This window comes from Proteiniclasticum ruminis DSM 24773 (assembly GCF_000701905.1).
Lineage (GTDB): Bacteria > Bacillota > Clostridia > Clostridiales > Clostridiaceae > Proteiniclasticum > Proteiniclasticum ruminis.
Genome location: NZ_KL370833.1, coordinates 35,525 through 47,721 on the forward strand (window position 1 = coordinate 35,525; position 12,197 = coordinate 47,721).

Here is a 12,197-nt window from a genome sequence, read left to right on the forward strand (position 1 = left end):
ACCGATGAGGAACTCCAGCGTTGGACGGCAAAAGGATAGGAAGTTAAATCAGAAGATTGACAAAAACATTAACAAGTTTATACTCTTAGGACCAGAACTGCCATCGATTTAAGGCTGTTCTGGTCTTTTTTGGTGTGCCCGGCATGGGTATAATCTAACGGGTGAAAGTCCCCAGTGCGGGCTGATAGCGCCAAGCACATAGCTTAAGGCAAGGCTTTACACCGCGAGGTGCAGCTGAAGGAAGCCGGCGGCAAACTTCTGGTCTGACGGACAGAAATCGCATGAGGCATATGGATTCTGGGTAAGGTTGCCAAACAAGCCAAAGCCCCATAGCTATCCGAAAGGTCCTATGTAGATGAGGCAGATAGATGGAAGGAAAGATTATACTCTTACCCGGGGAGATCTCGCGGACATGAGAGAAGGAATTTCAACACATGGTCGAAAAAGGTTCGTCGCGAGAAGTCAGCAGAGGTCATAGTACCAGGCGAACGCCTGGAAAGGACCGAATCATAGGAGGTGAAGAACTTGAAATTTACTCAGGACTTTGTAGAATACAGACAACTTCATATTGAAGACTATCTGCTGGATAATACTGTGGAACAGGAAGGCAAAGCAGAAGTGTACAGAAGTCTGGAGATGAATGAAAGAATCGACACCAACAGCATAATTGTACAAGGGTTGCTGGGAGATATACTCTCTGTAGATAACCTGAATGAGGCCAGAAAGAGAGTAAAGAAGAATAAAGGAAGTCATGGAATAGATAAGATGCTAGTGTCTGAAATGGATGCATTCATGCTCGAACATGGCGTAGAACTTCGAAATGCCCTCCTTAATGGCGCATATAAACCTCACCCTGTAAGAAGGGTAGAAATTCCTAAAGATGATGGTTCCAAGCGAAAGCTTGGGATTCCAACGGTTGTGGACAGAATGGTGCAACAAGCGATGGTCATCAAGACGACCCCCTTGTTTGAACCCCAATTCTCGGACAATAGTTTTGGCTATAGACCGGGGAGAAGTCCACACGGAGCAATTAAACGCTGTAAGGAATATCTGGACGAAGGCTACAAGTGGGTAGTGGATTTGGACCTCGAAAAGTTCTTTGACACCGTAAACCAAAGTAGGTTGGTACAGATTATAAGTGATACAGTGAAAGACAACAGAGTGGTATCTCTAATCCACAAGTATCTGAAAGCAGGTGTGGTGGTAGATCATAAGTTCGAAAAGGCAGACCTGGGGGTTCCACAGGGAGGTCCACTATCTCCACTGCTAAGTAATATCATGCTCAATAAGCTGGATACTGAACTCGAACAAAGAGGACTCCGGTTTGTGAGATACGCTGACGACCTTGTCATATTCATTAAGACAAGAAAAGCAGCGGAAAGAGTTAAAGAAAGCGTCTCCAACTACATTGAGAAACAACTGAACCTTAAAGTGAATAGGGATAAGACGCAGGCGGTATATATGACAAAAGTTAAATTTCTAGGATTCAGCTTCTATCAGAAAAAGAAAGTGGCAGGAATCAGGGTACATCCGAAGTCGCTAAAGAAACTGAAGACGAAGGTGAAAGAGAAAACCCGTAGAAGTGACGGCGTCGGAGAGGCAGCCAGAATAAAGAATCTTAATGATATGCTAAGAGGATGGGTCAATCACTATCGAATTGCGGACGCAAAGTCCGCGTTGGAAGAAATTGACAAGTGGATAAGACGTAGAATCAGGATGTGGTATTGGAAACAATGGAAACGAATCAGAACCAGATTCAAAAAGCTCAGGATGTACGGAATTCCAAAACCAAAAGCATGGGAATATGCAAATACAAGAAAAGGCTACTGGAGAATCTCCAATAGCCCAATCCTCTCCAGAACACTCACTAATGAAGTGCTGGAACTAAAAGGTTATATGTCACTCAAGAAGCAATATCTAAGGACAAAAATATGCTTGTAAACTATTGAAAGCGCCGTATACCGAACGGTACGTACGGTGCTGTGGGAGGGGGAAGCGGTCAGAGACCGCCAACTCTACCCGATTGTATGAACTGATGATGAGGTAGAATATCGAGCGGTTCAAGATTTCTGATAGATTCAGGTGAGAAAAGAGATTGGAAATGGAAAGGAGATGGAGTAAGTATGATGGGTTTTTGCATGAACTGCAGAGAAATCAAGATTTGCAGCGTCCAATCAGATACAGCCATTAAGAAGTGTTGAGATAACACGGCAGAATTTGTGTGTGAGCCCGGTTATTGCAGTACGTGCGCATCAGAAGTTGATCTGCCGGATCTGACAGAAGGGAATTTCAAGAGAAGAGATGATTCGAACACAGAGTCTCTAAATATCATAAAGGTAGAGGAAATAGAAGAGATTCTGTTGAAATATAGTATCGGGAAAAGACCCCTTTCGCTTCTTCTAGGTTGGAAAGAAAACACCTTAACCAGGTATGCCACTGGGGATCTTCCGACAAAAGACTATTCGGAGATGCTAAAACTGATTTCTCAAAATGCAGCCTATTACCAGAATCTATTGGAGCATCATAAAGAAAAGATCTCTTTTGAGGCGTATAAAAAAAGCCTGGCAGCGGTGAAAGAAGTCATGGGCAGGAAAGATGAAAAACTCAGTAAGATGGATGAAGCTGTACGCTGCTTACTTGAAGAAGCCGTGGAAATAACGCCTCTTGCTCTGCAGAAGCTGCTGTACTTTGCGCAAGGGTTTCAAAAGGCGTTTCAGGGTGAGTTTATGTTTGAGGAAGACTGTGAGGCTTGGAGTCATGGACCAGTTTATAGAAGGATTTATGAAAAATACAGAAATTATGGTTATCTCCCGATAGAGGAAGATCACCAAAGCAGATGTAATAAATTATCAATTGAAGAAAAGGAGACACTGAAGGCAGTGGCTGAGTTTTTTGGATGTTATAGTGGAAAAGTCTTGGAGCGGATGACTCATGAAGAAGAGCCCTGGAGAAATGCAAGAAGAAATAAGGATGAAGGAGCCCCTTCAAGTGAAGTGATAAAGAAAGAAAGCATGACCCGGTACTTCAGCAGCGTAAGAGAAAAGTATAATATGATCAATGTTAGTGACATCAAAGAGTATGCTTTGGGTTTATATGAGGAAATCCGTCACAAAGGATTCTGCCTGATTGTTTGAAGCAGTAGTCAAAAGTATGTCTGTGTAGTGTCATTGGTCCAGATTTTCTTTGTATATCATGACGGAGACACTTGGAGACAGAGTATAAAAACATAGGATTTGAGCAGGATAATCAACACCAGATTACATAAAATGAGAAAAAATCACAAAAATGTTGATGTAGAGTTCATTTTGAGGTAAGAAAAAGTAAAGGTGGTGGATTCTATGATTATTCAGCTTAGCATCAAGAACTTTACATCATTTAAGGATAAAGTCACACTAGATCTTTCAGCCGTTCATGCATACAAAGAACATGAATCTAATCTTATTGATTTGCGGCTGAAGGATAAGTTTCTCAAAGTAGTATCTATCCCGGATTATTCAACAAAGCAGTTGATATCATGATTTTCTCATTTCAAACTACTTTACATGGAATACATACTGTCCAACAAACAACAAATATTTAGATTTGAGTACTTTGGGACAGTCTTACTCAAGAATTTCCATTTTTATGTTCACTGAATAAGCCCAAAGTTTTTTGGACTTCGAGAAAGCTATGATCTCAAATTGCTTAGCCCAAGGCTAAGAGATGGATATTCTCTAACATTTTTAAGATGGCTTCTTTGTATGGTGCACTACTGCAGAGTCTCATCTTTATCTTTTTTGCGTGAGAAATGCTCTTTCCTGCGATCTTGATGAAGAGAGTTCTAAGAGTGGACATTCTGCTTTTCGAGAATTCTTTGAGTAAGACCAGCTGCTTCATAGCATTAACGAGACTATAGGCAACAGCGAGAATCATCGCTTTCGCCTGATTCGCCAAGAAAGAAGAATGGCTTAAGTGATCTAGCCCAAAATCAAGCTTGGTTTCCTTGATGTAGTTCTCCATGTTTCCACGTTTGTTATAGACTTTCAGAATATCAGGAGCATCTAGCCTCAGAGAAGTTATAATAAAGCTCTTTCGGGGAACTAGTTCCCCAGGAGAACGTTCAATCTTGGTTACTACGCGTCTACTATGGGACCAGGATTTTGCCCGATAAGAGAAGTCATCATACTGACAGTGATACTTGCTGTAATCCATCTTATAGCGGGTTAAGAACAGCTCTTCTTCATAGCGTGAGCGTTTATTGAGTGTAGCGTTGGCCTTCAGCTTAAACAAATAATGGACCCCATATTCTTCACAGAGATTATATAGCTGAGGGACAGCAAACCCGCTATCTCCTCTCACAAGAATTGTGGCTTCCGGATAAGTTCTCCGTAAGGAGAAGAGAACAGGCTCAAGGAAGCTCACCACACCAGTGGAGGTATACTCACTTCCTTTTCGGAGCATAAACTTCATCAGATCTCCGGTAAGACCATCGTAGAGAACCATGGGATGATATCCTGTGGTGTCATAATGGTAGATATAGGTACTTTCATCCTGATGGCCATGAGTTTCAACATTCGTGGAGTCCAGATCCAAGATGATATGCCGTTTGTCTGATGGATTATGTGTCATTTTATAGAGATGTTCCAAAATATCGTTGAACTTATCGATGTCTTTCTGCTCGAAAGAGTTCAAGGTTCTTGAGATTGTCGGCTGGGAGGCGAGCGCCTCCTTCTCTAGCACTGCTGTAAACACAGGATCATATCGCAAATGATCTGCTGCATCATCTCTATGATAACCAGCTATGTTCTGATAAATAGGCTGTTCAATGACGGAAGAGATGGAGTGAGTCTTTCGTTTATCAGTCCCGAAGTAATGCTTAAGAAGGCTGTCAAACCCGATTTTATGGATAAACTCTTTGATGAAGAGCAGTCCGGAATCAGAAGACAGATTCCCACCGCTGAAATCAAAAGAAAATTTAGTGTTGAATTGAAGTGCATTCTGCTGTAAACTCATCATGAAAAGAACTCCTTTTTATGTTTTTGTGTGTTTTTGCAATTTCACTTTAACATAAACTTGGGTTCTTTTCTTTTATTATTTTTGTCACCCAACGGGTGACAGAGTCCAGGCCTATAGATCATTGAGTTTCAATGGTTTGAAGAGAATCAATCTAAATTGTTGAATAATCCAGGATCAATATAGCCATTATCCCCACTAAAAAGCAAAAGACACCCCTAGAAGGATGCCTAAATTGTTTTTTCATATTCTCCAATGATTTTATAGAATGAGTTCTTTTTTAACTCTAACATGGTCATAAATTCAACCCCTGTTATCTCTTTTTTTTTCCATTTAGGATAATTGCTTTCTAAGTTTTGTCTTTGTTCCTTGTTTAATGTGCTTAGATTTAATTGTGGTCTACCTAGATGCTTTCCTTTTGCTTTGGCAAGTGCGATTCCTTCGGCTTGTCGCTAAATATATTGTCACGTTCTCGCTCGCTTACAAAGGCTAAAACTTGTAATACAAGGTCAGATACAAACGACCCAAGTTGGTCTTTATATTGCGTTGTATCAAGTAAAGGCATATCCAAAACTTTTATATCTGCTTTAATGTTTTGAGTAATATCTTTCCATTCTTTCTTTATCTCTTTAGAGTTCCTACCAAATCTATCAATAGATTTAATATAGAGCATATCTCCCTCACGTAAACATTGTTTTAACGCTTGGTATTGGCTTCTATTGAAGTCTTTTCCACTTTCCTTATCAATGAATATGTCACGCTCATTTATACCCAACTCTTGGATTTCCTTTAATTGTCCGGCTTGATTTTGGTCTTTACTTGATACCCTTATGTATGCAAAAGTTTTTTTACTCATATCGTTCACCGTTCCATTAGGGTATTTGTTAATTCTATTATAACCTAATCGTTTGCAAAGGTAAAATTTATTTTATAAACGCTTGTAAAATACTTAATAAACCTTTACGAACAATAAAAGCACCTTATTTTGGACTTCCTTAAAGGTATACCTTAATAAAAAAACATACATAATAGTCAAATGTTCAATATAAAAAACCACCTTAAATAAGATGGTTTTCAAATATCCTTATTTAACTAAAGTATCAATTAGCTGTACAATCAAAGCTTTAAGCTCGACTTTTTAATAAATTTGAAATCGGTAAGGAAATAAAATAGCCCACAAAAAAACCAACGTTGTATAAAACTATATCGGCTAAATCAAATGCTCCTACTTTAAATTGTGCTTGTAAATACTCAATTAAAAATACAAATATTTCAAAAGCAATTAATCTTGCAACAAACGTTTTTAGTAGGTTTGTGTGTGCCAACAAAAAGTACATTGGCATAAAGATGATAAGATTAATAACCATAAGTATAAGTGAGCCTGTATCACCTTTTATATCAGATAAAAATCCAACTGGGTTCCAAGCATACAGCCCAGTATCCCCAAAGTGTTGCTGGTCAGGTCTTAATAAACTCAATAATAAGACGAGTATATATAACGATAAAAGTAAATATCTGTCTAGTCTTGTATCAAGGTTTAATACGATTTTTATCAAGATATAGACCGAAAAGACTATTATAATAATTGCTAAGACATTCTTTTCGATATTCTCCATATTGGCAAAAAATCTTGGTAGGAAATCCATAAAGAAACCTATATATAACATAATTCCGACGATAGTACTTATCACAAATAAAAGAATATTAACCGTCCACTTTGATTTGAAAAATGTTTTTGGGTCATTCCTCTCGAAAATGGTAAACACCTCAGGTACTAATTCCATAATCCAACCCGTTTGTTGAACAATGGTTAATAAATTTCTACCTATATTTTATTATAAATATTAGCCTAATGTCAAATTTAAATGCAACAAACTTCAAACATAACCAAAACATAGTGATACCAGAGAACAGGTAGTGGAAGAGGAAGAAAGAGGAAGGTGTATGATATTCTGGATCTAGTGGGTCTTTCTCATGAGCATGCCAGCAGGTATCCTCATCAGTTATCCGGAGAGCAGCGTCAGCGTATTGGGATTGCAAGAGCCTTAGTGATGAATCCGGATCTCATCATTGCTGATGAAGCCATCAGTGCTTTGGATGTGTCCATCCAGGCTCAGGTGGTGAATCTCATGAAGGAGATTCAGGGAAAGACCAACATTGCTTATCTCTTCATCGCCCATGATCTTTCCATGGTAAGGTACATCTCTGACAGAATTGGAGTCCTTCATTTTGGACATCTGGTGGAAACTGGAACCACGGAAGAAATCTTTGAAAATCCCATTCATCCATACACCAAATCTCTGCTTTCAGCCATTCCTCATCCAAATCCTGTGACGGAACGGGAGAGAAAATCCATGACCTATGACTATGCTTCCAGTGGCATTGACTACTCTAAAGGAGTGCTGCAGAATGTGGGAGGTACCCATCAGGTCTTAGCGACCGATGAGGAACTCCAGCGTTGGACGGCAAAAGGATAGGAAGTTAAATCAGAAGATTGACAAAAACATTAACAAGTTTATACTCTTAGGACCAGCACGGCCATCGATTTAAGGCTGTTCTGGTCTTTTTTATTGTCTACAAATGACATGAATGAGGAAGACAGGAACATTCGATAATAGGGATAGTGATTGGTTATCAACAGAAAAATGAGGTATGTACTGACGATGATTCTCTTGGGGGAACATAACAATTCACAATTTGTTCATTGCTATTTTTTTAACTAGTGCTATAATGAGGATGAATTGTAATGGTTATTAAGTTGGTTTCAATTCAAGTTTAGACTATAACCATAATCACATTAATTAATAAATATTTCACCAAGTGAGAGGAGATTTTATCATGAACAAAATTGTCATTGTGGGTGCGAATCATGCAGGAACTGCAGCAGCCAATACGCTGATGGCAAACTATAAGGACGCCAAAGTCACCATTTTTGATGCGAATTCCAACATCAGTTTCTTAGGCTGTGGCATGGCCTTATGGATTGGGGAGCAGATTACCGGAGCAGAAGGGCTCTTTTATTCCGATAAGGAGAAGCTGGAGGCTCAAGGAGCGGTGGTCCATATGGAAGCTCCTGTAGAAAATATAGATTTTGATCGTAAAGTCGTTTATGCAACGCTGAAGGATGGCACCAAGGTGGAAGAATCCTATGATAAGGTAATACTTGCCACTGGATCTACGCCAATCATCCCTAATATTCCTGGCATAGATCTGGAGAATGTGCAGAAAGTGAAGCTGTATCAGCATGCGGATGAAGTTATTAGGAAGCTGAAGACAGAAGAGATTGAGAATGTGGTCGTGGTAGGTGCAGGATACATTGGTGTGGAGCTGGCCGAAGCCTTCGAACGAAAAGGAAAGAACGTCACCCTCATTGACATTGCAGACACCTGCCTGCCTGTCTATTACGATGAACCTTTCACCGATCTCATGAGAGAGAACCTGAAGAATCATGGCATTCATCTGGCTTTTGGCGAAAGAGTGCTGGAGATTCGAGGAGATCAGAAGGTTCGTGAGGTCGTTACAGACAAGGGAGTCCATAAAGCCGATATGGTTGTGCTGTCTATTGGATTCAGACCGAATACCAGTCTTGGAAGTGGAAAGCTGGAACTCTTTAGAAATGGTGCTTTTGTAGTGGATAAGCATCAGGAGACCAGTATAAAGGATGTTTATGCCATTGGAGACTGTGCTACAGTTTATGACAACAGCATTCAGGATACCAACTATATTGCACTGGCTTCCAATGCGGTTCGAACTGCCATCGTGGCGGCTCATAACGCTGGTGGAGGAACACTGGAATCTGCTGGAGTCCAGGGATCCAACGGAATCTGCATCTATGATCTGAAGATGCTGTCTACTGGAATGACGCTGGCAAAAGCCAATGTCTGCGGATTTGAAGCAGCGGCTACAGATTATGATGATCTGCAGAAACCGGAGTTCATTGAAGAAAATAATCCGAAAGTCAAGATCAGAATTGTTTATGATAAGAAGACCAGAGTCATTCTTGGTGCTCAGATGGCATCCACCTATGACATCTCCATGGGCATCCATCTGTTCTCCCTGGCCATTCAGGAAAGAGTCACCATTGACAAGCTGGCTCTGACGGACATTTTCTTTCTGCCTCATTTCAACAAGCCTTACAATTACATCACCATGGCTGCACTGGGTGCAAAATAGGAAAGTAAACTGCGTACAGCAGGTAACTTTCCCGCGGAAAATCGAGATGGGTTTCTTTGGAAGCCTGTCTCTTTTTATTTACACAGAAGCACGGAATTTACTCTCGCTGAACTGAAGGACGTTTTGGAGAATTCTGCCAAAGTGAAAGGACTGAGGATAGGGCCTTCATCGTGCAAGCACTGTGTTACTGTACAAAAAGTGAGGATTCTGCATTGGGATGTTAAAGCAGGAATATTGATTTCAATCGGGGTAGAACATGAATGAAGGAAGAAAAAACAGATCTGTTTCCGTAACAGACCTGTTTCCATTGAAGTTGTTTTCTAAGGAGCCACCTTTTCTGAAGTGGTTTTATTTCTCTCGGATCTTTTGGAAGATAGTTTTTGAAAGCCACTCTTCAAAAGCGTGGAAACCTTCACTTCTTTTCAGTTCCACAAAACTGAAGTCCTCCACGATAAATGGTATTTTCTGATAGGCCAGCATAAAGAAATCTTCTGTGGCAAAGAATTGGATTTCATGAGGGTTAAAGCTCTTTTTCTCAATCACCCGGTGGAACATCTTTTGTGCATAAGACTTGGCGTCTGCAGTGGTTCGGAAAACAGCATCTGCGTAGCTGCTGCCTCCTGGGACTCTTTTTGTGCTGTTGTACATATTGATCACTCCTCATAATTTTTATTCTATGCAGGAATTTCAGGCAATAAAAAAAGCCCTTCTTAAGGAGCTATGCATCTCCTCATCGATATTAGCTGAACCACCTTACTTATAAAAAAAGCAGGTTGGTATGCGGTCGTAGAGCTAATCCTCTACCGCAACTCCTGATAAGAACTATTGAATTGTACATATTAACTATATCATAAATTTTGAAGATGTGAAGAGGATCTTTCCATCCTATGGTATGATAAAAGCAAAATAATAAAAGCAGGTGATTCTATGGACCTTAGAAAAGTGGATGACAGCAATCTTTGGCAGATTGTGAAGCTTAGTGTGGGAGAAGACCAGAGAAAATTCGTTGCAACCAACACGCAAAGTATACTGCAGGCGTATACCACCATCACTTCTGGTGGCGTTGCCCTTCCTTTTGGCCTTTATGAGGGAGAAGAACTGGTGGGCTTTGTGATGTTTTGATTTGATGGTTTTGAAGAAGGGGATCCTGAATATATCAAGGGAAGCTATGGTCTTTGGAGGTTTATGATCGATGAAAAGCATCAAGGAAAAGGCTATGGGAAAAAAGCCATGGCAGCCTGCCTTGCTTATTTAAGAACCTTTCCTTGCGGAAAAGCGAAGTACTGCTGGCTTTCTTATGAACCTGAAAATGAAGTCGCAAAAAAGCTCTACAATTCCTTTGGGTTTCAGGAAACAGGGGATGTAGTTGGAGGAGAAGTGATTTCTCTCTTAGAATTATAATCAGATAGAACTAGAATAAAAAGTTGCCTAGAGACATTACAATTCTCCAGGCAACTTTTTTGAGACCATTCATTTTTTGAAAGAAACACTTCTTTTGGGTGAAACCCTCCACTATAACACCAGAGCTAAAGGGGGATAGAATGAATCTCACAATGTGCAGATTATGAGAAACTGCATATAGGATGATAGCTGATCTTTCCTCGGAGATTCATATCTTATCATCTTAGGCAAGTTATATATAATTCCTCAAAGATTCAACTTACCAAGAGGCTTCCGGGTCTTCACACTATCTTTTATCAGAATTAGTTTCATCTCTGTGTTTTATAAACCGCTTACTGTTGATAAATACCTAAAACAATGATATGATGCACCTAAATACCCGCATTGGAATTTAAGTGCGGGTAAAGAGGTGCAAAAAATGATTGAAAAACAAAAAATAATACATGAATTTGAAAAAAATGGAGGTATACTGAAAACCTCAGAGTTGAAAGAACTTGGGCTAAGTAGCCGCCAAATTAAAAAGCTTTTGCAAGAAGGAGAAATATCGAAAATAAAGTATGGTTACTATGAACTCGCTGGTGAAGTGAATCCAGAAGAAGTAATGATTGCAAGACTATTTCCTGAAGCTGTTATATTTCTTGAAAGTGCACTCCTTTATTATCACTATACAGATAGAATTCCAAACGCTTGGCAGATAGCAGTAGATAGAGATAGTGAAAAAAGCCAGTATAACATCGAATACCCACTTATAGAGCCGTACTACCAAGAAAAGAAATACCTAAGCATTGGTGTAACTACATTTGAAATACATGGAGTTGAAGTCAGAATTTTTGATCGAGATCGCACCATGTGTGATATTATGCGCTATGAAAAGAAACTGGAAAAAGAAGTTTTTACCAATGCAGTAATGAGATATCATAAAGACCCTCAAAAAAATATCAGGCGTTTGTTTGAGTATGCTGCAATGTTCAACATCACAAAAAAAGTTCAATCTCAGATAGGGAAGTGGATGTAATGATTTATTCAAGTGCGTCTATACTGGCAAGATTAAAGAATAAAGCAAAAACAGAAGGTATCTCTTTTCAGCAACTATTAAATCTGTTCTTTCAGGAAGAGTTTATAAGAAGGTTGGCTAAGAGCGATTATAGAGAGCGACTCATTTTGAAAGGAGGATTTTTATTATATTCAATAAGCGATTTTACTACAAGACCTACGGTTGATGCTGATTACTTACAGGAATTGCGCCAGAAAGCCCATACCGAGCTTGCCCGGCTTCAGCCGTGGGATGAATGGCGCTTGCGTGGCAAAATATATTGTAGCTTGAATCTCATGCTGATACAATGTGTTTATGAGCCAAACATATAGAAGAGCTCAAACAACTGTATCGCTAATCAATTATCATTTTTCTGAAATTTGTGAAGAAATAGATATTCAAATACTGGCAGTGGAATGTGATAAAGATCATTGACCCCTTTTCGTCAACGCATTGCCAACAATCAGCCCATCAGACATCATGGCAAAATTGAAAGGAGTGACATCAAGAAGATTGCGACAGGAGTTTTCACACCTGAAGCATTTACCAAGTCTGTGGACACGAAGCTATTTTGTATCTACCGCAGGAAACGTATCGA

12 protein-coding genes and 2 pseudogenes are annotated in these 12,197 nt (G+C 39.7%); 10 read left to right on the plus strand and 4 right to left on the minus strand.

The genetic code is table 11. The features are described 5' to 3' along the window. Positions 1-525 precede the first annotated feature (525 nt). The 3 genes from ltrA to T487_RS0115095 all read left to right on the plus strand — a co-directional run bounded on the left by ltrA (position 526) and on the right by T487_RS0115095 (position 3,518). Positions 526-1,941 (plus strand): group II intron reverse transcriptase/maturase, encoded by a 1,416-nt coding sequence (gene ltrA / locus T487_RS0115085; RefSeq protein ID WP_031577970.1) that lies wholly within the window; start codon positions 526-528, stop codon positions 1,939-1,941. 278 nt (positions 1,942-2,219) lie between these two features. Further along, positions 2,220-3,134 (plus strand): Panacea domain-containing protein, encoded by a 915-nt coding sequence (locus T487_RS0115090; protein WP_051651771.1) that lies wholly within the window; start codon positions 2,220-2,222, stop codon positions 3,132-3,134. A gap of 204 nt (positions 3,135-3,338) precedes the next feature. Continuing rightward, entirely contained in the window at positions 3,339-3,518 is a 180-nt protein-coding gene (locus T487_RS0115095) for a hypothetical protein (protein WP_031577972.1), read from the plus strand. A gap of 166 nt (positions 3,519-3,684) precedes the next feature. Here T487_RS0115095 and T487_RS0115100 read toward each other — a convergent pair whose 3' ends face one another. The 3 genes from T487_RS0115100 to T487_RS0115110 form a co-directional block, all read right to left on the minus strand. Continuing rightward, complete coding sequence (locus tag T487_RS0115100; protein ID WP_031577973.1) at positions 3,685-4,995, minus strand: IS1380 family transposase; 1,311 nt, start codon at positions 4,993-4,995, stop codon at positions 3,685-3,687. Between the two features lie 400 nt (positions 4,996-5,395). After that, complete coding sequence (locus T487_RS15655; RefSeq protein WP_341349285.1) at positions 5,396-5,848, minus strand: recombinase family protein; 453 nt, start codon at positions 5,846-5,848, stop codon at positions 5,396-5,398. Positions 5,849-6,116: 268 nt separating this feature from the next. Beyond that, positions 6,117-6,776, minus strand: a complete 660-nt coding sequence (locus tag T487_RS0115110; protein WP_051651772.1) for a VanZ family protein — start codon at positions 6,774-6,776, stop codon at positions 6,117-6,119. A gap of 132 nt (positions 6,777-6,908) precedes the next feature. Here T487_RS0115110 and T487_RS0115115 point away from each other — a divergent pair. Together T487_RS0115115 and nox are read left to right on the plus strand one after the other, a co-directional pair. Next, positions 6,909-7,469: pseudogene (locus tag T487_RS0115115) on the plus strand (ABC transporter ATP-binding protein); the annotation flags it as partial. A 361-nt stretch (positions 7,470-7,830) separates the two neighbouring features. Beyond that, complete coding sequence (gene nox, locus T487_RS0115120; protein WP_031577976.1) at positions 7,831-9,165, plus strand: H2O-forming NADH oxidase; 1,335 nt, start codon at positions 7,831-7,833, stop codon at positions 9,163-9,165. Positions 9,166-9,513: 348 nt separating this feature from the next. Here the strand turns inward: nox and T487_RS0115125 are convergent, their stop codons facing one another. Then, the gene (locus tag T487_RS0115125; RefSeq protein WP_031577977.1) at positions 9,514-9,813 is read right to left on the minus strand and encodes a hypothetical protein; all 300 of its coding nucleotides are present in this window, start codon (positions 9,811-9,813) and stop codon (positions 9,514-9,516) included. A gap of 279 nt (positions 9,814-10,092) precedes the next feature. On the opposite strand from T487_RS0115125, the gene T487_RS16720 reads away from it, so the two are divergent. The 5 genes and pseudogenes from T487_RS16720 to tnpA form a co-directional block, all read left to right on the plus strand. Continuing rightward, a complete protein-coding gene (locus tag T487_RS16720; protein ID WP_242848077.1) occupies positions 10,093-10,287 on the plus strand; it encodes a hypothetical protein in 195 nt (64 codons plus the stop codon). Between the two features lie 33 nt (positions 10,288-10,320). After that, positions 10,321-10,566 carry a GNAT family N-acetyltransferase gene (locus T487_RS16725; protein WP_278245046.1) on the plus strand — a complete coding sequence of 82 codons (246 nt, stop codon included), beginning with the start codon at positions 10,321-10,323 and terminating at the stop codon, positions 10,564-10,566. A 418-nt stretch (positions 10,567-10,984) separates the two neighbouring features. After that, positions 10,985-11,581 carry a type IV toxin-antitoxin system AbiEi family antitoxin domain-containing protein gene (locus T487_RS0115135; protein ID WP_031577978.1) on the plus strand — a complete coding sequence of 199 codons (597 nt, stop codon included), beginning with the start codon at positions 10,985-10,987 and terminating at the stop codon, positions 11,579-11,581. Further along, on the plus strand, positions 11,581-11,931 hold the full coding sequence (locus T487_RS0115140) for a nucleotidyl transferase AbiEii/AbiGii toxin family protein (protein WP_031577979.1): 351 nt from the start codon (positions 11,581-11,583) through the stop codon (positions 11,929-11,931). The genes T487_RS0115135 and T487_RS0115140 overlap by 1 nt, the downstream gene beginning before the upstream one ends. Continuing rightward, a pseudogene (tnpA, locus tag T487_RS16345) lies at positions 11,915-12,197 on the plus strand (IS200/IS605 family transposase); the annotation flags it as partial. The gene T487_RS0115140 and the pseudogene tnpA, both read left to right, overlap by 17 nt.